The sequence below is a fragment of the Porphyromonas levii DSM 23370 genome (genome assembly GCF_000379925.1).
GTDB classification, from domain to species: domain Bacteria; phylum Bacteroidota; class Bacteroidia; order Bacteroidales; family Porphyromonadaceae; genus Porphyromonas_A; species Porphyromonas_A levii.
Map to the genome: position 1 here is coordinate 22950 of NZ_KB904250.1, position 23429 is coordinate 46378.

Annotated in this window: 21 protein-coding genes and 2 tRNA genes; 10 read left to right on the forward strand and 13 right to left on the reverse strand. The window is 47.0% G+C overall.

Annotated features, from left to right (window positions below; genetic code table 11):
* Positions 1 to 3: 3 nt before the first annotated feature.
* From fimD to A3GG_RS0105160, 6 genes are all read right to left on the reverse strand, one after another.
* Complete coding sequence (gene fimD / locus A3GG_RS0105135) at positions 4 to 1968, reverse strand: fimbrial tip adhesin FimD (protein ID WP_018358253.1); 1965 nt, start codon at positions 1966 to 1968, stop codon at positions 4 to 6.
* 21 nt (positions 1969 to 1989) lie between these two features.
* Positions 1990 to 3336 (reverse strand): fimbrial protein, encoded by a 1347-nt coding sequence (locus tag A3GG_RS0105140; protein WP_018358254.1) that lies wholly within the window; start codon positions 3334 to 3336, stop codon positions 1990 to 1992.
* A 34-nt stretch (positions 3337 to 3370) separates the two neighbouring features.
* A complete protein-coding gene (locus A3GG_RS0105145; protein ID WP_026215640.1) occupies positions 3371 to 4321 on the reverse strand; it encodes a FimB/Mfa2 family fimbrial subunit in 951 nt (316 codons plus the stop codon).
* A gap of 164 nt (positions 4322 to 4485) precedes the next feature.
* Entirely contained in the window at positions 4486 to 5670 is a 1185-nt protein-coding gene (locus tag A3GG_RS13830) for a fimbrial protein (protein WP_018358256.1), read from the reverse strand.
* A gap of 107 nt (positions 5671 to 5777) precedes the next feature.
* Positions 5778 to 7229, reverse strand: coding sequence for a DUF3868 domain-containing protein (locus tag A3GG_RS0105155; RefSeq protein WP_026215641.1), 1452 nt, complete (start codon positions 7227 to 7229; stop codon positions 5778 to 5780).
* Between the two features lie 32 nt (positions 7230 to 7261).
* A complete protein-coding gene (locus A3GG_RS0105160) occupies positions 7262 to 7837 on the reverse strand; it encodes a DUF3575 domain-containing protein (protein WP_018358258.1) in 576 nt (191 codons plus the stop codon).
* Positions 7838 to 8556: 719 nt separating this feature from the next.
* On the opposite strand from A3GG_RS0105160, the gene A3GG_RS0105165 reads away from it, so the two are divergent.
* Both A3GG_RS0105165 and prfA read left to right on the forward strand, forming a co-directional pair.
* Positions 8557 to 9723 (forward strand): AIR synthase related protein, encoded by a 1167-nt coding sequence (locus A3GG_RS0105165; RefSeq protein ID WP_026215642.1) that lies wholly within the window; start codon positions 8557 to 8559, stop codon positions 9721 to 9723.
* 3 nt (positions 9724 to 9726) lie between these two features.
* Positions 9727 to 10815, forward strand: a complete 1089-nt coding sequence (gene prfA, locus A3GG_RS0105170) for a peptide chain release factor 1 (protein ID WP_018358260.1) — start codon at positions 9727 to 9729, stop codon at positions 10813 to 10815.
* Between the two features lie 133 nt (positions 10816 to 10948).
* Here the strand turns inward: prfA and A3GG_RS12825 are convergent, their stop codons facing one another.
* Entirely contained in the window at positions 10949 to 11782 is an 834-nt protein-coding gene (locus tag A3GG_RS12825) for a uroporphyrinogen-III synthase (RefSeq protein ID WP_026215643.1), read from the reverse strand.
* 327 nt (positions 11783 to 12109) lie between these two features.
* Between A3GG_RS12825 and A3GG_RS0105180 the strand changes: the two genes are divergently transcribed.
* From A3GG_RS0105180 to A3GG_RS0105220, 8 genes are all read left to right on the forward strand, one after another.
* Positions 12110 to 12193 (forward strand) — tRNA-Leu (locus tag A3GG_RS0105180).
* Positions 12194 to 12221: 28 nt separating this feature from the next.
* Positions 12222 to 12305, forward strand: a tRNA-Leu gene (locus A3GG_RS0105185).
* A gap of 158 nt (positions 12306 to 12463) precedes the next feature.
* Positions 12464 to 13807, forward strand: coding sequence for a signal recognition particle protein (gene ffh, locus A3GG_RS0105195; RefSeq protein ID WP_018358262.1), 1344 nt, complete (start codon positions 12464 to 12466; stop codon positions 13805 to 13807).
* 103 nt (positions 13808 to 13910) lie between these two features.
* Positions 13911 to 14807, forward strand: coding sequence for a bifunctional methylenetetrahydrofolate dehydrogenase/methenyltetrahydrofolate cyclohydrolase FolD (gene folD, locus A3GG_RS0105200; RefSeq protein ID WP_018358263.1), 897 nt, complete (start codon positions 13911 to 13913; stop codon positions 14805 to 14807).
* A gap of 126 nt (positions 14808 to 14933) precedes the next feature.
* Positions 14934 to 17027 (forward strand): HD family phosphohydrolase, encoded by a 2094-nt coding sequence (locus A3GG_RS0105205; protein ID WP_018358264.1) that lies wholly within the window; start codon positions 14934 to 14936, stop codon positions 17025 to 17027.
* A complete protein-coding gene (locus A3GG_RS0105210; RefSeq protein WP_018358265.1) occupies positions 17002 to 17571 on the forward strand; it encodes an RNA polymerase sigma factor in 570 nt (189 codons plus the stop codon). Before A3GG_RS0105205 ends, A3GG_RS0105210 begins: the two co-directional genes overlap by 26 nt.
* 104 nt (positions 17572 to 17675) lie before the next feature.
* Positions 17676 to 18044, forward strand: coding sequence for a hypothetical protein (locus A3GG_RS11945; RefSeq protein ID WP_156808678.1), 369 nt, complete (start codon positions 17676 to 17678; stop codon positions 18042 to 18044).
* A 5-nt stretch (positions 18045 to 18049) separates the two neighbouring features.
* Entirely contained in the window at positions 18050 to 18571 is a 522-nt protein-coding gene (locus A3GG_RS0105220) for a hypothetical protein (protein WP_026215644.1), read from the forward strand.
* Positions 18572 to 18727: 156 nt separating this feature from the next.
* Here A3GG_RS0105220 and ispF read toward each other — a convergent pair whose 3' ends face one another.
* The 6 genes from ispF to holA form a co-directional block, all read right to left on the reverse strand.
* Positions 18728 to 19213, reverse strand: coding sequence for a 2-C-methyl-D-erythritol 2,4-cyclodiphosphate synthase (gene ispF / locus A3GG_RS0105225; RefSeq protein WP_018358268.1), 486 nt, complete (start codon positions 19211 to 19213; stop codon positions 18728 to 18730).
* Position 19214: 1 nt separating this feature from the next.
* Complete coding sequence (gene porV, locus A3GG_RS0105230; protein ID WP_018358269.1) at positions 19215 to 20348, reverse strand: type IX secretion system outer membrane channel protein PorV; 1134 nt, start codon at positions 20346 to 20348, stop codon at positions 19215 to 19217.
* A 2-nt stretch (positions 20349 to 20350) separates the two neighbouring features.
* Positions 20351 to 20926, reverse strand: coding sequence for a hypothetical protein (locus tag A3GG_RS0105235; protein WP_018358270.1), 576 nt, complete (start codon positions 20924 to 20926; stop codon positions 20351 to 20353).
* Positions 20923 to 21567 carry a redox-sensing transcriptional repressor Rex gene (locus A3GG_RS0105240; protein WP_026215645.1) on the reverse strand — a complete coding sequence of 215 codons (645 nt, stop codon included), beginning with the start codon at positions 21565 to 21567 and terminating at the stop codon, positions 20923 to 20925. The genes A3GG_RS0105235 and A3GG_RS0105240 overlap by 4 nt, the downstream gene beginning before the upstream one ends.
* Positions 21568 to 21676: 109 nt before the next feature.
* Entirely contained in the window at positions 21677 to 22243 is a 567-nt protein-coding gene (locus A3GG_RS0105245; protein WP_018358272.1) for an NUDIX domain-containing protein, read from the reverse strand.
* Between the two features lie 23 nt (positions 22244 to 22266).
* Entirely contained in the window at positions 22267 to 23331 is a 1065-nt protein-coding gene (gene holA, locus A3GG_RS0105250) for a DNA polymerase III subunit delta (protein ID WP_018358273.1), read from the reverse strand.
* Positions 23332 to 23429 lie beyond the last annotated feature (98 nt).

Consider the following 23429-nt stretch of genomic DNA (forward strand, 5'->3'; position numbering starts at 1 on the left):
TACTTACTTAGTCACTGTATTATCCTTCACATCACGCACACAACGTACGTATGCCCATTCCCATTGACTTCCTATTAACCACACTTTAGTTGTAGGTTTATCCATCTTTGTTGCTCCATTCTTATCATAAGCATCCCAGTAGTAATTACCGGTCATGATCTCGTTAACAACTCCACGGCTATCATGCTGTAACTTGTCAATTAGTTTTATTTCAGCCTCTGTAGGTAAGCGCCAATCGTCAAGCTCCTTGCCATCTCTTTTTTCCCAGTAATCTTTGCAATGCCTTTGTGCACTATTATAACTATGGATATTTGTTGCGCCAAGTTGAGAAGCTAATTCAAAGCATGGAGAAACCATATTGGCAGTTTCTGCTTCATTTTTAGTATCCCCGTAATCCAATGGAGGGAAACCTAGGATCATATCTACACCTAAAATATTATCTCCAGGTACCAGAATATTAATGCGATATATAGCTCTATTCTTAAGGTGAGATTCACCAGAGAAACTACCATCCCAATTATAAGAAGGCTTAGGTCTGAGTTTAGATGCCGTACCTGTGGTGTTGGTGATAAAGAGGCTTGGATATTGCTTTACAACGACATGCTCCGTCATTCCCTCTTTATTCTTAACATTGAACTTGATGGTCTTAGGAACAAAGTTAACTGGTAGAACAGAATTAACAATTATCTTATTGATGTCTGTGTCTACAGTCACCTTTGGGTACTGAGGATTTTCTTTATAAGAATAGCCTGTCCCTTTTTTTTTGTTAATAGGTTCGTTATGTTCATGCCCCGCAGCATCAGTATACTCGAAAGATGCCTGTAAATTTTCTATGGTGATATCAGAGGAGGACTTGTAAGGGATATCGTAGGTGTCGACGTTGTTCATGGTGACGTGTTTCTCGGCAACTAGTAGGTACTTAGTAGCTGGCAAGTCGAACGCATCATCATGAGTTGTCCAATCTTTGATAACGAGTTTGCCTGTAATCTTTTGTGGCTCCTCTACGGTGAGACCGCCAAGGATCTCTATCTTTACCTTTACGTCGTAGAGGTAGTTGGACTTTAGCTCTTGCCCCTTTGCCTCTACTGGCACCTTGTAGTAGTACGCCTTAGCCTCTGTATTTGTAGAGTCGTTCTTCTTCAACTTAATCATCAGGGTAAGGGTGGGGCGCTCCTTAGCATCCTTCTCCCACTTAGTGTAGTAGGAGTAGAAGTGTGCCGACTTGGTGTTCAGTTCGTTTACATTTATATAATCTGATGCAAATAGAGCTGATCCAGGTACGTTCTCAGCCTTATCCATGTACCCTTGGTTACGGGCATTGCTTAGGTAAGCTTGTGCTTCACCTTCTTGGGTATAGCCGTCTACGTTTACAGTGAGGAGCGAAAGGCGTACCTTCGCAGCCACACGCTTAAGCTCTACTGTCCCCAGTTGCTTCCCGTCTGTAGTAGACATATTGATGGTCTTAGTGACCGAGCCCACCATCACAAACTTAGCAGGCTTTTCTGTATTACTTACCTTAATAGACTCACTTACAACGATTGCCTTCAGTGCGTCTTCTGTAGCAGGCTTATCGCCAGTAAAGGTGTGATTCGCTACAACATAGATCTTAAACTCTGTCTTACCATCTATCCCAGCCATCTGCTCTTTAGGTACAGGAATGAGATAGTTCTTGTTGATATCCTGAGTCAGACCCTTCTTTGACTGAGCCCATAAGAACTTACCCTCCTTATAGAATAGGACGGTGAAATCCTCTATCTTATTCTCGTTATAGGGGTCTTGCCCTGCTTCTGTCTTATCAGCGCGGAGGGCTGCTCTACTCTCGGCAATATCCTGAACGTTGATCCTTAGTGCTAGGGTGTTGTCGCCTAGCTCGGGACAATCCACTCCATTCTCTTTGACACATCCCTGCCCCAAGAGCATTAGTGCGACTAGGGTAAGAATGGAACTCAATGTATATATCTTCTTCATAATGTTTTCCTCTCTAGCTCGTTAAGCATGTGGTTTCTGAGAAATCTTTATACGAGTCTTGCGATCTGATACTCCAGCACCAGAAAGGACTATTTCCTTACCATCTACAGTGAAGAATAGTTCTGTGGTACGTGTCTTAGTGGTATCAGGATCCTTGAGTGGTGTCACCACAACAGTATACTCAGTTTCATCGACCTTACCTTCAGCAACGATTGTATCGCCTTGCTTTATCTCCACCTTGAACTCTAGACCATTCGTTACTGTAGCCCTCCAAGTCTTACCTTCAGAAGCCTTAATCTTCACCTTGAAGGTAAGTGGCTTATATTTCGTAATTACGTTGTCAGTATTGACAATATTGGCATCAATGGACGTTGCCTTTGGTTCTAGGAAGTTCTTCTCTAGCTCTTCTACGTTCCAAGGGAGTACCTTGGTGCTGAGGAGGAGGGCAGAGAACTCACCTAGCTTGGTGATGGTACCCTGTAGCTTGTAGTGGTGGTTGCGCTCTAGGCAGTAGTGCTTTGTCGCCTCAGTTGCCTTGTCATCATTGATATAGGCGTGGTAAGTGGTCTCGATACCATTGTAAAGCGCGGTAACGGTTAGGCGTGGTGCTCTACTGGTAGAGTCCTGAGCACTACCTAGGTTCTCGTACACGTACAGTGTATTATCAGCGATATATGGAGTGAACTCTGTAGCTTTATTAGTGAGCTTCACTTCCTCCTTCTTGGTATAAGTCCAAGAGTCGCTAAGTGCCCAACCGTCCTTAGGGAAGAGGGTGCTATGCTTAGGCAGGCGGTCGATAGAAGCACTGAGGATCTCCACCTCTGCCTCCTCGTCGGTAGCCTGCTTCAGGTCGAGGGTAATCTTCGCTACCACGCGAGTTAGTGTTACTGTAGCCTCGGTTTTGCCTTCAGCTTTAAGCTCGATATTCTTAGTATCACCCACCATGGTAAGTGGTGTAGTAAGCTTATCTTCTTTCTCTGGCAGCATTATCTTCATAAGGTCGGATACGAAGACCACTTTCTCAAGCTGGTCCGTCAGTTCGCTTGGCTCGTTTGCCACCACGTAGATATCCTTAGTGCCTACATGAGCTTCCATGGTGAAAGGGTTCTTGAAATCCTCTGTATCTGCTTTGAATAGCTTCTGTGCATCGATATTATTACCCTTTTGGTTAAAGACGAAGATACGAACCGTCTTTAACTCCTCCTCCACTTTGTCAGCGAAGAGTGCACCAGCACGCATGGATACAGATGGAAGGGTGAGCTGTAGTTCAGCTACCTCTCCATTAGGAGACTCCCCTCTATCCTTGCTACAGCTGAGCAGTACGCCCATCAGTAGCATTGTATATATTATACTCTTATATAGTTTCATAGTCTTTCTATATCTATTGGAACCTCTACCACAATTAGTACTGTACGAACTGGTGAACGATGTTCCAAGGTGTGACAACGACTGTGATGCTTACCTCGGCACTTCTGAAGTCGATCAGCAAGTTGAGCATCTTCCCTACCACTGGCAAGATAGGTTTGCCTGTAGAGTCCTTAGTGAAGGAAAGAGCCTTATGATCATTGACCCAGAAATCCAAACTGAATAACTTGCCGTCTAGAGAAGGATATACTCTAAATGGCGCTATACGATAATCCCCCATGTTATTCATCGTACCCGTTGGACGATAGATCACCAATTCACCACCCAGCTGATCCACCAAGGTATAAGTCTCTGGTGAAGTGCCGAAGAGTATCTTGGCTGCCTTTAGGTCTTTAGGGTCGAATGCTTTCTTAGGATATCCATTACGCTTGAGCCAGCCCTCGTAGCCAATCACCGTGATATTGACAGAGGCGGTGCGCCTATAGATATCGATGACGCCGTCCTCATCCTTGAGGACACTACCATACTTGATGGTGCGTACTAGTTTGCCTGAGAATAGGTCTTCAGGCGAATTTACGAGCTGCTCGGCAGCCCTTGTCCGATTAAGTGCTACTACGAGGTCGTCCATCTTCTTCACGCCCTCTAGGTTAGCTTTGTCTTGGTCCGATAGGTTACCCCAAGCCACGAAAGTGACATCCTTAAGGTTGAGACCTACCTTCTTGAAGTGTATTGGTGTACGAGCTTTTACCTGATCAGCACCCATCATCACGCGATCTATCAGATACCCCTTTTCATCGAATATGAATACGACAACGCTCTGTACATCACCATCCGCAGTGATATCGTTATTCTCCGAATCCAGAGCTCTTACCGTGATATCGAATGGAAGTGGACAGTCTGATAAATCTTCCTTGATGCAGCTCGTAGATATTAAAGCCGTCAATGTGACCATTGCGACTATTTTAATCCATTTAAATGCATTATTCATAATTCCTCTTTTCTAAAGTGTTAGTACCTAATAGAGGCAAAATATACTTAAGGGAAAAAATGGCTTGCGAGAGGGCTCCTATCCCTCAGTAGGCACGGGAGCACCTCCCTCTAGCCAATCAATTAATAATTACCTAAGGTGCGATGCACCCCTATTCTCGTGGATTACCACTGAACATTCTGAGTAACAAGTACCCAAGGTGCCACAGTGATTGTAACATCCAAAGTTGCAGGCTCGTTGGTTGGATCCTCAGGCTGATTTGTACCAGGACCAGTGATATTCATAGAGATTTGATACTTGTGGTTGCGCTCAATCACATTTCTCTTCTGATCTTTACCAGCACCTTCATACTTGTAATTAGCCTTCTCGAAGTTTACAAGCACTGGATAGTAGGTGTAACCGTTCTCGTCGCAGTAACCTGCAGCTTGAGCTGTCTTCAAAGCTTCTCCCTCTATTATCTTATCTGTTGACTGATCAATAAGAGGTGTCTTGATTGTAAGAATAGTTGGGTGCTTCTCATCGTTGTTCTCGAGGATATAAAAACCTGCAGCAGCGTAGTTGCTACCATCAAAATCTATTGATAATGACTTTTCTTCAGTATAAGTAAAACCAGCTTCTGGTGTATACTTATCTTCTGTAACGCCGAAGTGTTGCTCACCGTAAACAAACTTAGTACCATGTGCAAGAGGGTTTCCAAAGATCTTAGATTCTTGTTTCACGATTAGTCCAATGAGCTTCGTGTCTTTAGCAAGATCAATAGCATACTTAGCTGCAAAAGCATCGTTAAACTTGACATCCACCTTTGTGAGTTCCATGCCAGCATGTACGTGAGTAATCTCAAGAGCCTCTTCAGAGAGGACATTACCATCGCCAGTCTTACCATAATGGTTTTTACCCGCCTTGATATTGACAGAAGTAATATCAGACGTCATCATGTGAAGCTTGTTCTCTGGATTCTGCTGAGCCTCATTGAGGGTCAACACCTTGTTCTGTAGCTCGGTAAGGCTTAGTCCTTCAAGCTTCTCAGTACCAAAGTTTGCTACAACTACGAGTTTGCGAGGACCTGCTGTACACAGAATCTCAGTAATCTCTGTTGCACCTTCTCCAGCTGCCTTGTATGCCTCCTGAACATCACCGTTGTAGACCATCGCAGCAAGGGTGTAGATCTTCTTATCTGCATCACCTGCTCCTTGCTCATAAGCGTTAGCACGCATTGCAGCGCCCTGAACCCTTACGCTTACAGTTGCCTTTGCACCGTCTGCTGATGGTGCGTTGTTCTCCTTGTTACACCCTACGAGTGCAACCATTGCAAGGCTCATAAGCCCTGCCATGAATAAACTCTTCTTCATACGCTTTTTTGTTTTGATAAATAGTTGAAAATAGTTGTCTTGTTCCGGGCGACCCGATTAGCTCAAGCCTACCCAGATATTTATTATTTACTACTTTTTTCTCTCCTTTAGAAGTTATCCGCTAGGAAGTGGTTCAGTTCATCGAGGTTGTGTTGTGCCTCTGCCGAACCGCTCTGTGCCGCCTTCTCTAGATAGCTCTTAGCCTCCTCGTACTGCTCATTGTAGGCATACGCCACACCGAGGATGTTCCATAGCTTCTTATTCTCCTTGAACTGCTCCAGTAGGCGTACTGCCTGAGCGTAGCGCCCAGCCTTGAAGTCCATAATTGCTGCATTGGTAGCAGGCTCCACCGCCGTTGGGAACGCCTTAGCCGCGGTCACCCAAGTCTGGTACTGTTCATTGCTGTCCTCTGGGTAGCTCTTTGCCACGAGGTTGATCTCAGCAAGGCTTAGGTGGGTAGGATGTGTCTTGATTACCTCACGAGCCTCCTCAAGCTCAAATCCCCTTACAATGAAAGAGAAAGTAATCACTGTACGGCGTAGTGGGGGATATACCTCCCTCAATAGGTAGGCATAGGTGTTGCCACCATTGAGCTGTTGGAGTGCTGGCGTGCGCTCAGCCACTGGGCGCTCATCGATAATCTTGAGGACACTCTCCTTATCCGCCATAGAGCTCTTTGCCACAGCGTCTCTTAGACCATCCCAGTCGGCACCCATAGCCACCGACTTGTAGCTGTTTTTGAAGCGTGGGTAGCGGTTGACAAGTTGGCGTGAGATACTCTCCACACGCTTTTCTGATAGAGTCTGGTTGAACTCCGCACCACCCTCAGGTGAAGCATAACCGGTGAGCTTCAGTCCATCTACCTTTAGATTATTATTGGTGGTGAGCTCCTTTAGCTTGTCCTCCACTCGCTTCAGTTCAGCCTTGTTATTACCGAGTGTAGGCACGAAGTCACTCTTAGCTACATTGAAGACGATGAGTGCCGTGATGCTCTCCTCCCTTCTCTTGGTCTCCTCGCCCTGTGGCACCATCATATTATAGGTGTACTTAGGCTGGTATAGGGGCACTAGTGCATTAGGTGTAAGCTTAAGCACCTCATCGCCGAGGTCACAATCGGCACACCCATACGCCTTAGCGTATAGGGTAAGCGCAGCATCCTTGAGCCACTGTTCAAAAGGTGCCTCAGAAGTGTAGTGGTAGGTCTGTCCCTTAGTCCTAGTCTTCACGACATCGGCAGTGCGTCCCTTACGGGTGAGCATGATAGCTCTTGTGCGACCAGATATAATAAAAGAGGGGAGCTCCACCCTTTGTGCAGAGTTGTTTGCCTCCAATACTGGAGTAACTTCTAGCATCACATTACGATTGAGTGCAGGCATCTCACTGAGGTCTACCGTAAAGTCTACAGCCACCTTCTTGCCTTGCTTCTGTGCCACATGAGGAGTTGTCGCCTTTATGCCCTGCAGTCGATGGGGCCCATCCTGAGCCTTTGCACTCAGAGCTCCGCCCATGGTGCCAATTACTAAGAATAGTAATGATGAAATTATAGTGTAATATCTCATGGTTGTTAGTTCTCTTAGATGTGATACATTCATTAGAAAAGATAGATCAAAGAAATTGTAGCTTTTGTAGGACCAAAGTAATGCTTTGTATTCTTCTCAATTTCCTTACCACATTTCTCACAGTTGTACTTGGCATAGTCAAAGAATAGATAGCCACCACTGAGAGAGGCTTCTAGGTTCCAGTGTTTTCCTAAAACGAACTCGTAGCCATAGGTCACGCCACCTCCGTAAACCCACCCCTGATAGCGGTAATCCTTCAGACCTTTGAGCTTGTCAATAGGTAGATTGATGTTAGCAACATTGAAGAACCCAGCTAGACCGTGTACACCAAAGAAATGACCGTTGAATGCTTCGCAGGTGTAGTAGCGAACCTCAGGAGCCACCATCCAGTGCTTCCACTTCATGCTAGTCTCCTTATTCATCACAAAAGGATTGTATCCGCCACTAACATCTACCGTCCATTTGTCAGCCATCTTCACCTCAATACCTAAGTTGGGGGTAGCTGTTCCGAGGTAGGGGATGTTCGTTTTTACTCCAACACTCTGAGCTAGAGCACCGACGCAAGACCCCATCAGGAGAATAATAAGAGTTATAAACCTCTGCTTCATAATTTTATATCTTAGTAAGTACAATGTATTTCAAATCAAATAGGCGAAAAGGAGAACAATTATTAGAGAACAACTCCTGACAATAGGTATTCCCTTGTCTGTCCAGATTGATGAGCAAAAAAAATATCAGAAACCACTCCTTTAATGGGAGCAGCTTCTGATATCAGTGGAATATACGATAAGATGGTTGTAGCGACAATTGTATGTGCTACAAGAACCAGATCTATTAAGTTAGTAAGAGTGTGTACGAGAGATTCTCTCTCTCTCTCTCTCTCTCTCTCTCTCTCTCTCTCTCTCTCTTATCATTTTTTCGCAAATATCCAAATATAAAGCGTTAAAAAGCACTCTAACCCTTCATATTCAAGGGAGGGAGAGTAGAAATTAATCATTCTCTCCTTATTCTCCATAAATCCAGCGACAAAGATACACACATATTTGTAAACACCAAAATCAACTTGAGAACCACACAATGCAAAATTAGCAAAACGCACTCCAAATCAACAGTTGATCACACTGTTAACATATCACAATCTCATAATACTATAGCCCATAGTGTATAAATAATCCTCACATATACTATAAGAGGTTAACCCCTAAGACACGACACTTGCCACGTAATCATTCTCTCTCATGTTGCGACTACGCTGAAAGAGATATGCGGTGGCTTGGCGTAAAATTGGTAAATTTGTGACTCATTACACACCTATATTATAGATATGATGGATAAGGAATTGTACCAAATGAGGGGGGTATCCGCCGATAAGGAGGACGTACACGCCGCTATTAAGCATATTGATAAGGGGCTCTTCCCCCAAGCGTTTTGCAAGATATTGCCCGACTTGCTCGGCAATGACCCCGACTACTGTAGCCTGATGCATGCCGATGGAGCGGGGACGAAGAGTAGCCTCGCCTATGCTTACTGGCGGGAGACGGGCGACCTCAGTGTATGGAAGGGGATTGCTCAGGATGCCATCGTGATGAATCTGGACGACCTGATCTGTGTTGGGGCGGTGGACAATATCCTTATTTCTAGTACCATAGGGCGAAATAAGCGCCTCATCCCTGGCGAAGTAATCTCGGCCATCATCAATGGCACGGAGGAGCTATTGGAGCAACTCAGGACACTGGGTGTGGGCATTGTCTCCACCGGCGGTGAGACTGCCGATGTGGGCGACCTCGTTCGTACGATCATCGTGGATAGCACCGTAACGGCACGCATGAAACGTTCGGAGGTAATCGATAATGCGCGCATCAAAGGGGGCGACGTGATTGTGGGGCTTGCCAGCTATGGTCAGGCGACGTACGAGGAGCGCTACAATGGTGGCATGGGCAGTAATGGGCTTACTTCGGCAAGGCACGATATCTTCAACCATGAGATAGCTCGGAAGTACCCGGAGTCGTACGACGGCACTCTGCCCGATGAGGTGGTCTATGTAGGTCAGCGTGGACTGACGGAGCAGGTAGAGGGGCTGGGCATAGACTACGGTAGGCTGGTGCTCTCCCCTACCCGCACATATGCCCCTATCGTGGCTAAGATGCTTAGGGAGATGCGTGGCGCAGTTCATGGCATGGTACACTGCACGGGGGGCGCGCAGACCAAGGTACTTCACTTTGTGGAGGGAAAGCGTATTGTGAAGGACAATTGGCACGCTGTGCCACCGCTCTTCCAGACCATTGCCCGTGAGGGTAAGACGCCTGCGAAGGAGCTGTACAAGGTGTTCAACATGGGGCACCGCCTAGAGGTCTACCTCCCCGAAAGCGAGGCGCAGCAGGTGATCGCCCTATCGGAGAGCTTCGGTGTCCCTGCCAAGATTGTGGGTAGGGTAGAAGAGGCCCCAACGAATGAGCTGGTACTAGAAACGCCTTACGGCAGATTTGAGTATTGATAGATGGGACAACCCTTTGACCTACTAGCCCGCACGGCTGGACTTAAGGATAGATTTGAGGAGGTGCAGGTGCTGATCACGGACCCTAATGTGATTAGCGACCAGAAGCGCTTTATGCGCCTGAGTAAGGAGTATAAGGAGCTGGACTTGGTCAACCAAAAGACGGACGAGTACCGTACGCTCTTAGCCAATCAGAAAGAGGCGCAGCAGATTATCCGTGAGGAGAGCGACGACGAACTCCGACACATGGCGGAGGACGAATTGGAAGCTATCAAAGAGAAGCTCCCTACCCTGGAGGAGGAGATAAAGCTACTCCTGATCCCTGCCGACCCTGAGGACGACAAGGATGCCATCATGGAGATCCGCGGCGGCACGGGCGGTGATGAGGCGGCCCTCTTTGCGGGCGACCTATATAAGATGTATACGAAGTACTGCGAGAGCCAAGGCTGGCGGTGCAGTGTTACTTCGTATAGCGAGGGATCGCTCGGGGGCTTCAAGGAGATTGTTTTCAAGGTAGAAGGCGATGGGGTTTATGGCAAGCTGAAGTATGAATCGGGCGTGCACCGTGTACAGCGAGTACCAGCTACGGAGACCCAAGGGCGTGTGCATACCTCGGCAGCTACGGTGGCGGTGCTTCCTCAGGCCGATGAATTCGACGTGGAGGTCAAGGAGTCGGACATCAGGGTGGATACCTTCTGTTCGTCGGGAGCCGGTGGACAGTCGGTGAATACCACCTACTCTGCGGTGCGCCTCACGCATATCCCCACAGGCATTGTGGTGCAGAGCCAAGACGAGCGCTCGCAGCTGAAGAATAAAGCACGTGCTATGGAGGAGCTCCGTACGCGTATCTATAATATGGAGTACCAAAAGTACATTGACGAAATCTCCTCTAAGCGCAAGACCATGGTCAGTACGGGCGATAGGTCGGCCAAGATCCGCACCTATAATTTCCCTCAAGGACGTGTGACCGATCACCGCATCGGGCTCACGGTGTATCAGCTGGATGATGTACTGAATGGCAATATCCAACAATTCATAGACGCCCTTACGGTGGCGGAGAATGCTGAGCGCCTCGCCTCGGCAGAGATGTAAAGCTCCAGTTATTGGTTATTCCAAAAAACTTTCCATGCTTGGAAACTATATTTTCCAAGCATGGAAAGTTTTGTTTCCAGGGATGGAAAGAATTGTTTCCACCGTAGGAAACACCCCTTCGATTGTTGTATTACTACTTATCTGCCTCGGAGAAGGCGTTCAATAGGGTAGCGAGGAGATCCTCCTCGTGAGGGGTTGGGGATTCATAAATAGTGGTAAATCCATTTTCTCTAAGTTCCTTAGAGGTGACTGGACCAATACTCACTACTGCGGGACGAAGATCCGACACGCCGACCCATGACCTTACCCCACTAGGGCTATAGAATAGAACCACCTTAGGCTCCTGAGTCAACTGGGATAGCTCTTCACTGAGTGCTGGATGCCCAACTACCTGATAAATCTCGAGACGAGTATAGGTAGCCCCTGCACCTTCCAGTGTCTTTTGGATAAAGTCGCCTGCGATATCGCATGTAGGTTGGATAAAGTGGTATGCACCGATAGGCTTTTCAGAAGCCTCGAAGTACTTGAGTAGCTCTTCTGCCATGCCTTTGGTGGTCTCTACACTACTTACAAGGTCGCACTTGTAACCACTCTCCTCTATAGCTTTCTGTGTCCCCGTACCGAGTGCCATTACCTTGGCCCCCTTTGGCAATGAATCTTGTGCCACAAAATACTCTACCGCTCTAGGCGAAGTGAATAGGAACACAGGCTGCTTGCCCTCCTCTACCACAGGCAACTCGAAAGGCATTGGTTGCGTCTGAATCATAGGTACCGCACGATAATCGTTGTCGGTAGCGGCGGACTTGAGTTGCTCCAAAAGCGTAAGGCACCTTTCTTCCTCACGTCCGAGGATGACAAGAGGCTTATCCTCACCGATTTTTACACTGTCTTGCTGTGCAGCCATTGGTACTGCAGTCATAAATAGTGCTGCACACAGCAGCGATAATCCAAATGTCTGTCGTCTCATATTATTCTAATCTATAATGAGCATCTGAGGGTGTTTCCCTGCAGATGTTAGGATGCTGAAAGGTACAAAATTCTCTGAGACTAGCACGAAAGTAATGACTTAGATAGTGGGACATTAATACTTATTCATAAAGACACAACAAGCTACCTATTATATAATGTGTGGATATGCTCTGTTCTTTAGTTTTATTATAAGGTTCTTACGATTTGGCTTAGTTGCCCTTCTGACATACTAGGAGGCTATTGAATCTACGGGATATCTTAGTAGGTGAAAATATTTGGAGAATTAGTTTCTTTTGTGTACCTTTGCGTTCGCAATCCTACAAAGGCCCAGGTGGCGGAATTGGTAGACGCGCTAGTTTCAGGTACTAGTGTTAGCAATGACGTGCAGGTTCGATTCCTGTCCTGGGCACAGAGGTAGAATTGGGAAGACATATTTTGCGCAGGTGGCGGAATTGGTAGACGCGCTACTTTGAGGGGGTAGTATCGGTTTCGATGTGTGAGTTCGAGTCTCATTCTGCGCACTTTTTCTTCATGATGGCTTCAAGCATGCTTGGAGCCATCTTTTGCCATACAGTGCTCGGCTCTACAGAACTATTGCAAGTATAAGCGTCTCGCTATGTGGTGATAAATTGGTAAGTTTGCCAGATAAGAGACTTTAATAATATACTAAGATATAGAGATGTTTAATAATCTTTCGGACAGATTAGACAGAGTGCTGAAAGGCCTAAAGGGCGAGGGCACTATCACGGAACTTAATATAGCAGATACCATTAAGGAGGTGCGCATAGCCCTACTTGAGGCGGATGTCAACTATGATGTAGCGCGCGACTTTACCAAGAGGGTACGCGAGAAAGCGATAGGCGAGCGTGTACTTACGGCGGTAAAGCCTGGGGAGCTGATGGTGAAGATTGTCCATGATGAGCTGACTGCCCTGATGGGTGGTGAAACATCGGAGATTCGACTAGACGGCAAACCTAATATCATCTTGATGAGCGGTCTGCAAGGTTCGGGTAAGACAACGTTCTCGGGCAAGCTAGCTAAGTATCTGCGTGAGAAGCGTGGGCAGAAGCCTCTGCTCGTAGCTGGCGACGTGTACCGTCCTGCTGCAATTGAGCAGCTCCGTGTGGTGGGTGAGCAGCTTAAGGTGCCTGTCTATATGGAGGAAGGGAATAAGAACCCCGTAGAGATTGCCACCCATGCAGTGGAGAAAGCCAAGAGGGAAGGCTTTACGACTGTGATTATTGATACCGCTGGTCGTCTGGCTGTGGATGAGGTGCTCATGGAGGAGATTGCCAATATCAAGAAGGCAGTGAACCCAACGGAGATACTCTTTGTGGTGGACTCTATGACGGGTCAGGATGCAGTCAACACTGCGAAAGAATTTAACGACCGTCTCAATTTTGATGGCGTAGTCCTCACCAAGCTAGATGGTGATACTCGTGGTGGTGCTGCGCTTTCGATTCGTTCGGTAGTAGAGAAGCCGATTAAGTTTATAGGTACTGGTGAGAAGCTAGATGCTATCGATGTATTCCACCCTAAGCGTATGGCGGATCGTATCCTCGGCATGGGTGATGTGGTATCGCTGGTGGAGCGTATGCAACAGCAGTACGACGAGGAGAAAGCTAGGGAACTGGAGAAGAAGATTAGGAAGAATGAGTTTGACTTCGATGACTTCTTGGACCAGATAAAGCAGATCAAAAAGATGGGTAACCTGAAGGATCTGCTGGGCATGATACCAGGTATGGGAAAGGCTATCCGTGATCTAGATGTAGATGATAATGCTTTCAAGAGTATTGAGGCCATCATCTACTCTATGACCCCAGAGGAGCGCTCCAACCCTAAGATCATCAATGGCAACCGTCGCAAACGTATCGCAAGTGGTAGTGGTGTGCAGGTACAGCAAGTTAATCAGCTACTGAAGCAATTTGAACAAGCAAGAAAGGTGATGCAGCTCATGGGGGGCGGCGGCAAAAACAAGAAGGGTATGAATATGGCGGCACTACGCCATCTGGGACGGAGATAAAAACAATCGTAGAAGGTTAGTAGTTTATTAGCTAGAGAAGAGTCGGTTATCGGTGTACTGTACACCAAGAGGAAGACCCTTTAGTTACAAGAACATACATACTATGAGTTATCAATTATTAGACGGCAAAAAGGTTGCAGACCAAATGAAGGCGGAGATTGCAGCCGACGTGAAGGAAATAGTGGCTGCTGGACATAAGCCACCTCGCCTTGTAGCTATATTGGTAGGCAATGACGGGGGAAGCGAGACTTATGTGGCATCCAAGATGAAGACGGGGAAGGAGCTAGGGTTTCAGGATGAGCTCATCCGCTTTGACTCGGATGTGACTGAGGAAGAGATTCTGAAGACCATTGATAGACTGAATAAGGATGAGAGTGTGGATGGCTTTATTATGCAGCTCCCTCTGCCTAAGCATATCGATGAGCAGAAGGTGATTGAGGCAATCGACCCAAGCAAGGATGTGGATGGTTTTCACCCTATCAATGTAGGTAAGACGAGTATCGGTCTTCCTTCGTTTGTATCGGCTACACCTGCAGGAATCCTTGAGCTACTCAAGCGCTACAATATTGAAACAAAGGGGAAGCACTGTGTAGTACTAGGGCGCAGTAACATTGTGGGCAAACCGATGGCACAGCTGATGATGCAGAAGGCATACCCTGGAGATGCTACGGTGACTGTGGTGCATAGCCGCACTGAGGACATTGCTTCGATTACCCGACAGGCTGATATTATCATAGCCGCACTGGGCTCTCCAGAATTCCTAAAGGGGGATATGGTAAAGGAGGGTGTAGTAGTGGTAGATGTGGGGACAACTCGTGTGCCAGACACCAGTAAGAAGAGTGGCTTCAGGCTTTGCGGAGATGTGAAGTTTGACGAGGTGGCTCCAAAGGCTTCGTATATCACACCTGTACCTGGCGGTGTTGGTCCGATGACGATTATCTCCCTGATGCGCAATACCCTGATTAGCGCTCGTAGGCGTAGGGGTATGCAGGTGGATTGAGCTTTGACTCCCGCCACAAATGAATAAGGATTTCCCCGAGAAGGTGTGCCGATGTTCTTGTACCGCTAGATACATTGAGGCACACCCTCGGAGGATTTTTCGTATTAAACGTAATGGAATACACTTATGGCTCTCTATAGGTCTCAGAAAATTAAGAGCGCGCTGGTATTTTTGGTAGCTGCGGTGCTGATTACATTCCTCTACCCATCCAAGGTGAAGTTTAAGTACGACTACAGCCTTGGACAACCATGGAGGTACGAGGGTGTGCTTACGGCGCCATACAACTTCAATGTCTACAAGAGCGATGCACAGAAGGTGGCTGAGCGCGACAGCATTGAGAGAACGGAGGTCTCTTACTACACGATTGACCCCAAGGTGAAGCTTACAGAGCGCCATTTATTGACGGAGAACTTCTCTGCTGGGAATATGGGAGCTGAGGTAACTAGCGACTATATCCAGTATGCACTAAAGGTACTAGACGAAGTGTATGACCAAGGGATTCTCTCTAATGAAAACTACGAGGCTCTCGCAGCTCAGGAGCAAGGCTATATCTATCTAGTAGATGAAATGAATGTAGCCAAGAAGAGAGAGTTAACGGAGCTATTTAATGCGAGGAAAGCGTATGACTACGCAATCAATAATGCGCCACCTAAGATAAAACCTGAGGTACTACAGCAAGTAAACTTTGAGAAGTATCTACTGAGCAACCTCAGTGTAGATGAGCTAAAGACGGCACAGATGCAGAGTGCGCGACTAGCGACTCTGACGGAGGTGGTAGGGGAAGTGCAGAAAGGAGAACGTATCGTAGGAACTGGAGATGTGGTGACTACTGATATTTACCAGATGCTAGAGGGATATAGGATGGCGTACGAGAAAGCATCTAAGTCCAAGAGCGAGAACTTCATCCTCTTTGCTGGGCAACTCGTACTCATCGTGCTCCTTTTCGGAACACTCTACACCTATTTATTGGCATTTAGACCAGAGCTCATGAAAGAGACGAAGAATATTCTATTCATATCGTCTAATGTAACGCTCTTCACTATATTGGCTTTCTTGCTGATTCCCAATCAGCCAGAAATTACCTATATGTTGCCACTGAGTATGGTGGCGATACACATTCGTATCTTCCTGGATAGCCGAACTGCGGCGATTACCCACCTAGCAACCGTACTAATGGTCTCCTTGGTGGTGCCTTCGCCCCTTATATTTATCATCATTCAGGTGGTAGCTGGTAGGATTGTATTGGTTACGCTCCGTAATCTTACTCAAAGAAGCGACCTCATTAGGACTAGTTTCTCCGTATTCTTTGGTATGGTAGTCGTCTACTACGCCATGACTTTTGCCTTTGAGGGCATTCCGCAGACGATGGACTGGAATATCATCTTCTACTTCACTATCAACTTTATCTTCCTGATGTTTACCTACCTGATGGTATATGTCATCGAGAAGAGTTTTGGTTATGTATCTAGTATCAGCCTTGTGGAGCTAGCCGATATCAATAAGCCATTGTTACGCCAGCTTAGCGAGGTAGCACCAGGGACTTTCCAACACTCGCTAAATGTATCGACCCTTGCCTCAGAGGCAATCGACGAGATCGGTGGCGATATCCGACTGGTAAGGAGCGGCGCCTTGTATCACGATATAGGAAAGATGAAAAACCCTACTTACTTCACCGAGAACCAAGGTGCTAATAACCCCCACGACCGTCTCTCTTACGACCAGAGCGCCAAGATTATCATCAAACATATCACCGATGGTATTGAGATGGCGGAGAAAGCCAATCTACCTAAGCCTATCATTGACTTTATTCGTACGCACCATGGCCTGGGGATGACGAAGTACTTCTACATCAAGTACAAGAACGAGAACCCCAACATGATTGTGGACGAGAGCATATTCCGCTACCCTGGTCCTAATCCGTGGACGAAAGAGCAAGGCGTGCTGATGCTAGCGGATGCCGTAGAGGCCTCCTCGAGAAGCCTTAAAGAGATTACCGAGCAGGTGCTGATAGATCATGTGAATAAGATTGTGGATAGCATCGTGGCTGATGGGTATCTCAAGAATACGCCGCTGACGTTCCGTGACATTGAGAAAACCAAATATATCTTTACGGAGAAGCTGCGCAATATGTACCACTCGAGGATAGATTATCCTGAGCTCACGAGGGAGAAGAAAACCGAGGCTGAGAGCAAGAATGAAGATACCAACCAAAATATCTGACGAACAGCTAGTAGAACTACTTCAGACCAAGAAGGATAGAGAGCAGGCATTTGGGTACCTAGTAGACAAGTACTCGCAGCAGCTCTATGCCGTGATCCGAAGGATAGTCTACCGCCACGAAGATGCCGATGATATACTCCAGGACACCTTTATAAAGGTATGGAGGAATATCGATAGCTTCAAAGGACAATCCAAGCTAAGTACCTGGATGTACTCTATTGCCACCAACGAAGCATTGTCATTCCTCAGGCGAGAGAAAGCAAACCGAAAGCTCCCACTTACCACTGAGGAGTACGACCTAGCTGAGATGCTCACCAGTGACCCTTACTTCGACGGCGATGAAGCGGAAGCACAATTTATGGCTGCGATAGACAAATTACCCGAAAAGCAAAAGATTACTTTCGAGCTTCGCTACTTTCAGGACCTTCCCTACAAGGAAATATCAGAGATTACCAACACGAGCGAGGGTGCTCTGAAAGCTAATTACCACCATGCCATTAAGAAGTTAAAAGGGTTTCTTGGTATTGATAATACCGAAGAATAGAAAATTTGCTCAACATAGATTAAACCATTATTCCCACCAATCGTCAAAGAGGTGTAAATAGATAGCAGATAAGTAATATGACCGGAGAGGAGAGAATACATAAGATGGAAAGGAATCCCCTTCACCCATTCAGCACACCAGAGGGCTACTTTGAGTCCTTCAAGGATCGGCTGATGGCGCGAATAGCAGAGGAGGAGGTTCAAGTTATTCCACAGAAGCCTAAGCCACTCGATGTACTGCGCCCTTATCTATATATTGCTGCGGCAATCGTTGGACTAGTATTGGTGCTTAATCTAGTGCCTAATTTATTTGATAAAGGGATAGAGAGTACAGGTATCGAATTACGAGCCGAAGATATGTCGAAAGACCAATTTGAGCAGTTTCTACTGGACGACACCACAGAGGACTACTGGGGCACTGTGCTTCTCGAGGATATGGACAACGAAAAGAATATAATCTCTAGCTCTAGATAATATTTATGAGAAGATTTATGACTTGGGCAGCTATTGCCTGTATCGGCTGTACAGTTACGACTACGGCAATAGCCGAAGTAGCCACTACATACGAAGCCAATGCACAGACACAACTAGATAGTCAGCGTCCTAGAGGAAGAGGGCAGAATGGCGGGAGGATGTCTATGGTAAAGCCTCAGCAGTATGCTCAGGATAGACTGGATGCTATAGCTAAGGCTGCCGAGCTTACCGAAGAGGAGAAGGCAATAGTGGGAGCCGAACTAAAGAGATACGATGATATCAGAGTACAGACTTGGGTAGAGACTCGAAAGGTATACGACGAGATGACTCAGCTTGGGGATAGAGCAGGCGATAAGGATTATCGCGATAGTATACAAAAACTAGTAGATCTAAGCGCGAAGAGGCAAAAGGCCAATCAAGACTTTATTACCTTATTGACACAAAAGCTACCACCCAAGAAGGCGTATCTCGTACATAGGAGCTATAAAAGATTCAATGCCTACACTGCGCGTAAACTTAGGCAATAACAGCAAACCAGTTCGCACTTCTGGGAAATAAGTGCATCATACAATTAGTGTTAGTTAATTGAGTTTAGTTGGTCGAGCCATAGTCATAGGTTTATGACTATGGCTCGATTTTTATTTGTCGCTCTATATCAACCAACAGACATAGTACTCTGCCAATCACGGCAGGTATACCAATGCCGTAGCGAGTGCTAGAATACCCTCCTGGCGGCCAGTAAAACCCATCTTCTCATTGGTCGTTGCCTTAATGGAAATCTGATTCGGCTCCACACTCAGTATCCCTGCAATCACTGACTGCATCGTCTCCACATGCGGATTGATCTTAGGTTGCTCGGCAACGATTGTGGCATCTATATTACCAATCTTGTATCCCTCTTTAGCCACCAGCGCCCCTACTTCCTTCAGCAACACCTTCGAGTCTGCCCCCTTGTACTTGGGGTCGGTATCGGGGAAATGGTATCCTATATCTCTAAGCGCCAAAGCACCGAGCAAAGCATCGCTTATAGCATGGAGCAAAACATCTGCATCGGAGTGCCCCTTAAGTCCCAATGGGTAATCGATCTTAACGCCACCGAGCCATAGTTCACGCCCCTCCTCGAATCGATGAACATCATACCCATGCCCTATTCTATATGGTACCTTCATACTAGAAATTGACACCGAGTGATAGTCTAAACGTATTATTCAGAGGCGAATTAGCCTGTGTAGCTATGAAATAGGAGATATCCACTTTTGCCCACTCATAGACAAATCCACCACCCAAGGTCATTCCCCCATTCGTTCCTTTGCTCTTATCCTGATGGTGGTAACCAATACGTCCGAAGAGCTTATTATCATAGCTATACTCCGCACCCAAGCTCCATACCACCTCACGAAGCTCCTCAGAAGCCCCTCCCTCGGCATCGCCGAAAGAGACTCCCATCGCCTTCCACATACTCATAGCATAGTATCCCTCAGGCTTAATCCGATCTGTCGCAGTCAGCGTAGGCGCCATTACCTTATTGGCCTCGATATGCAGACCCACCTTATGCTCAGGCGTTGCCAATACATCCATACCTACACCCAAGCGCAAAATAGCAGGAGCGAATAGGTAGCTCTTACCGCCATCATAGCTCATCTTCCCTCCCACGTTATTGACCGCTATAGCCGCACGTAGGTCACCTCTCATCTCTTCACCCAGGCGAAGCTGAGTCTGATAAGTGGCTGATACATCCATCAATAGATTATCCACCCGACCCTTCACCTCATTCACAGAATAGTTGTAGTCGCTTTTTAGATACCTCATGGATACCCCCAGTCCCCAGTGCTTGTTCAGAGCTATTGAATACCCAGCATCGAGTGCCAACTCGTATGGCATAATCGTAAGAGGGAGCAACATTTCACGCTGAAACGCCTGTGTCTGCCCGATATGGAAATAGCGTATCGAAGCCGCCACAGCATGATTAATCTCTCCTGTATTTCCCCAACCATAATAGCCAGCCAGCGTAGAAAGGCTGATATCCTTTGCCACCTCGGTGAGCCAAGGCGTATAACCAAAAGAAATACCCCAAGTCTTATCCACGAAAGCCAACTTGGAGATATTATGGTATAGAGCATAGGCATCTGCACTCGTAGTAAGCCCCACTTCACCCATACCAGCACTCCTCGCATCAGGCGTGATGGTGAGAATAGGTGCTCCTGTCACCACTGGATTATAACTTGTCCCCCCAGTCTGTGCCCTCATCGAGCACGCAAGAGACACCACTACCAATACAACACCACAAAGTCTTAGCTTACTCATATCTACTTAATACCTACGTATATCAATTCCTTCTTCTCCTCACCCTCATACATTATCAGCCCATTGCCGGGTGCCACGCTCCACCCATCCATTAGAGCAGGAAGAGCTACCCAGTCCCCCACCTTTAGCAAGTAATATTGACTCACCAAAGCGATAGCGTCAGCTATCATCTCGTCCGTTGGGAGTTCCAGTTGGGCAGGCACACTCAGCTCTGTCGGACGAATCACCTTCAGTGCTTCCAAGTGCCTCGTTCTCAGATTATCGACCTCCACCCAGTCACTCCAGCGCACAAAAGAACCATCGAAGTCCTCTCTCATCCTTTCAGGATACCCTTCTGCCAACCCCTCCGCTCTGAACGTAAATGCGAGCGACACTCTATCGAAGTACCGCTCGGCATATTCCTTCTCCACGCTCTTCGCCACCTTGCTAATACGTATCACAAGCATTGGCAGCGCTTCAACACTTGTCATCCAGTCCGGCACATAGATGTCCTTGCCCGAATTACAGACTACATTATCGGCTCTCAGGACAAACCCTTCTATCCCCTGATGCTCTCCCCAAGTGCTAAATATCTTCATGGCTTAGTAGTCTCCTCTATCCGGTGAAACATCACCGACAGATGCGAGTATATAGAGGTATTCTGCAACACAACCCCTTCAGGCACACTAATACGGAAAGGCGTAAAATTCCAGATTGCAGTCATGCCAGCACCGACCAGCGTATCCGTCACCTCCTGAGCCACGTCCACAGGCACGGTAAGGATGCCTATATGCACGTCTGGAGCCATCACCTCTTTTAGCTTAGACATGTGGTAGACAGGCGTACCCCCTATCTCAGTATTATCCATTTCATTGCGCACGTCGAAGCCCCCTACTATATCCATGCCGTATTGCGATAGTCCCTTATCGTGCAGGAGTGCTGCACCTAGGTTACCTACCCCAAAGAGATAAGCCTTATGCTGATGATTGAACCCCAAGAACTCCTCTAGCACCTCCACCATCAAGTTCACATCGTATCCCACTCGGGTCTTGCCCACGATCGAGACATACGACAAGTCCTTCGCAACCAGCGCTGAGTCTACCCCAGTACTCTTTGCGATATGGGTCGAGGAGACCACAGACTCCCCCTGAGCCATCAATAGTTTTACAAAAGCCAGATACCAAGGCAAGCGCCTCAGTGCTGGTTCGGGTACTATACTGCCATTTGTCCTTCTCTTCATATATATCTTCCCATCCATTTAGGGCTTCGACAAAGATACCAAAATCTCACTAGTTGGCTGTTGGCAACTGGGTATTGGCTGTTGACGACCAAATGCTAAAGGTCAATGGTTAGAAGTATCGATCAGCTCGTACCATCTCCACCGCCTTTCTCACAGAGTCTAGCCCAAAGTCCTCAGGATTAAGTTCAGCAAAAGGAATAGCCTTCAATTCCGCTACATCGTCACGACCTATGCCCACATAAGGATCCAGCGACTCTACAGCCATGTGGAAGACCATATCCACAGTATGTACATCGAACTCCGAATACCTGTAGATGTTGGGCAGAGAGAATAGATACTTCAGGGGCGAAATCACACCAGCCCTAGTCCCAGCGAGTGCATCAATCCTTGTCTCCTCTCGTATCTCACGAGCCATACCTTCCTCCACGGTCTCGAAACAATCCACAAAACCGCCCGGTAAGTCATAACTTCCCTTGGCAGGCTCCTCGCCTCGTACCGCCACAAGCACCCGATAGTACCTGTCGGTAATAAAACACATACTTGCCGTAGAGGGGTTGAAGTAATAAGTGAAGCCACAGTCGTTGCAATGCTTCGCCTTATCGTTCTGCTCCACGAAATTGACACTGCCACACTTAGGGCAGTACTTAAAGTCTTCCAATGGGTGTTTTTCCTCCATAACTCATTAATATCTATAGTTTGTTAGCTCATGATAAATAGTACCAGATCCAGTAGGATCTCCTCTCCACTCCCCTCATCACTATACATACCTTTGCTTCGGGCATCACACCTACGTATGTATTTAATGATATTCAATACCTTACTTGCCCTATAATTACGCAGACCAGCCATATACTCACGGACGAAGAAGCGGTTAGAAATCCCCAATTGCTTCATCACACTCTGCTCATTACTCCTATCGACAGCATAAAATGCAATCAATAGATTGGCAAAGTAACTAAAAATCTGAGGTAAAATCATCTGCACAGGCGTTTTCTTTTCGTCTGCCGCCAGTGCCATCGCCACCTTCATCGCCTCTCCTCTCTGCCCGAAGGCAAGCGCCTTACGAAGGTCAAAGACACTATACTCCTTATTCCATCCAGTGTACTCGAGCACCATCTCGGGGGTCACCATCTGCTTAGCATTGGGTGGCAAAGCTGTTGCCAACTTCTCCATCTCACTATCTAGGCGAATCAGGTCGGTACCAATACGAGCTGCCACCACGTCCTGAGACTGCATAGATAGCTGCAAACCATGCTCAGCAGCAATAGGCTGAATATATGGTGTTATCTGATAGTCGCGTATCTCCTTACTCTCCACCAGCACGCCCCCCTTCTCCAGTTCTTTCACGAAAGACATCCTCCGATTCAGCTTCTTACCCCCCTTGATACTCACTACCAAGATATTGAATGGATTGGGATGAGTGAGTAGCTGGGTAAGACCAGCCAAAGGCTGACCACTACCACTCTCACTTGTGCTAGAAGAGATTAGTCCCTGTGCCTCGCGCACCACCACAATGGTACGATTACCACCCATAGGATACCTTCGGCATGAGGCTACAATATCCTCTATCGTACAAGTCGAACCGTAAAGAATGGTATAATTAAAATCCCGTTCATCTTCGTTCGGCATGTAGGCAGATACGATTTTTTTCTCTATCTTGTCCGTGAAATACTCCTCCTCTCCCATCAATATATAGATAGGAAAAGGCTTCTCATCCGCACGGATCTGCGAGAGTATCTCCTGAGGTTTGTCGCTATAGGGCATGCTTCGTGATTGTATTACTACTGGCTGTTAGCTATTTGCTATTGGCGGATAAAGGCCAAGAGCCAAGAGCTCTCCAGCCACAAATATAGCTAAATAAG

Excerpts from the sequence above, each read along its gene's own strand:
- fimD (WP_018358253.1), bottom strand. The coding sequence starts at position 1,968 with ATGAAGAAGATATATACATTGAGTTCCATTCTTACCCTAGTCGCACTA.
- A3GG_RS0105140 (WP_018358254.1), bottom strand. The coding sequence starts at position 3,336 with ATGAAACTATATAAGAGTATAATATATACAATGCTACTGATGGGCGTA.
- A3GG_RS0105145 (WP_026215640.1), bottom strand. The coding sequence starts at position 4,321 with ATGAATAATGCATTTAAATGGATTAAAATAGTCGCAATGGTCACATTG.
- A3GG_RS13830 (WP_018358256.1), bottom strand. The coding sequence starts at position 5,670 with ATGAAGAAGAGTTTATTCATGGCAGGGCTTATGAGCCTTGCAATGGTT.
- A3GG_RS0105155 (WP_026215641.1), bottom strand. The coding sequence starts at position 7,229 with ATGAGATATTACACTATAATTTCATCATTACTATTCTTAGTAATTGGC.
- A3GG_RS0105160 (WP_018358258.1), bottom strand. The coding sequence starts at position 7,837 with ATGAAGCAGAGGTTTATAACTCTTATTATTCTCCTGATGGGGTCTTGC.
- A3GG_RS0105165 (WP_026215642.1), top strand. The coding sequence starts at position 8,557 with ATGGATAAGGAATTGTACCAAATGAGGGGGGTATCCGCCGATAAGGAG.
- prfA (WP_018358260.1), top strand. The coding sequence starts at position 9,727 with ATGGGACAACCCTTTGACCTACTAGCCCGCACGGCTGGACTTAAGGAT.
- A3GG_RS12825 (WP_026215643.1), bottom strand. The coding sequence starts at position 11,782 with ATGAGACGACAGACATTTGGATTATCGCTGCTGTGTGCAGCACTATTT.
- ffh (WP_018358262.1), top strand. The coding sequence starts at position 12,464 with ATGTTTAATAATCTTTCGGACAGATTAGACAGAGTGCTGAAAGGCCTA.
- folD (WP_018358263.1), top strand. The coding sequence starts at position 13,911 with ATGAGTTATCAATTATTAGACGGCAAAAAGGTTGCAGACCAAATGAAG.
- A3GG_RS0105205 (WP_018358264.1), top strand. The coding sequence starts at position 14,934 with ATGGCTCTCTATAGGTCTCAGAAAATTAAGAGCGCGCTGGTATTTTTG.
- A3GG_RS0105210 (WP_018358265.1), top strand. The coding sequence starts at position 17,002 with ATGAAGATACCAACCAAAATATCTGACGAACAGCTAGTAGAACTACTT.
- A3GG_RS11945 (WP_156808678.1), top strand. The coding sequence starts at position 17,676 with ATGGAAAGGAATCCCCTTCACCCATTCAGCACACCAGAGGGCTACTTT.
- A3GG_RS0105220 (WP_026215644.1), top strand. The coding sequence starts at position 18,050 with ATGAGAAGATTTATGACTTGGGCAGCTATTGCCTGTATCGGCTGTACA.
- ispF (WP_018358268.1), bottom strand. The coding sequence starts at position 19,213 with ATGAAGGTACCATATAGAATAGGGCATGGGTATGATGTTCATCGATTC.
- porV (WP_018358269.1), bottom strand. The coding sequence starts at position 20,348 with ATGAGTAAGCTAAGACTTTGTGGTGTTGTATTGGTAGTGGTGTCTCTT.
- A3GG_RS0105235 (WP_018358270.1), bottom strand. The coding sequence starts at position 20,926 with ATGAAGATATTTAGCACTTGGGGAGAGCATCAGGGGATAGAAGGGTTT.
- A3GG_RS0105240 (WP_026215645.1), bottom strand. The coding sequence starts at position 21,567 with ATGAAGAGAAGGACAAATGGCAGTATAGTACCCGAACCAGCACTGAGG.
- A3GG_RS0105245 (WP_018358272.1), bottom strand. The coding sequence starts at position 22,243 with ATGGAGGAAAAACACCCATTGGAAGACTTTAAGTACTGCCCTAAGTGT.
- holA (WP_018358273.1), bottom strand. The coding sequence starts at position 23,331 with ATGCCCTATAGCGACAAACCTCAGGAGATACTCTCGCAGATCCGTGCG.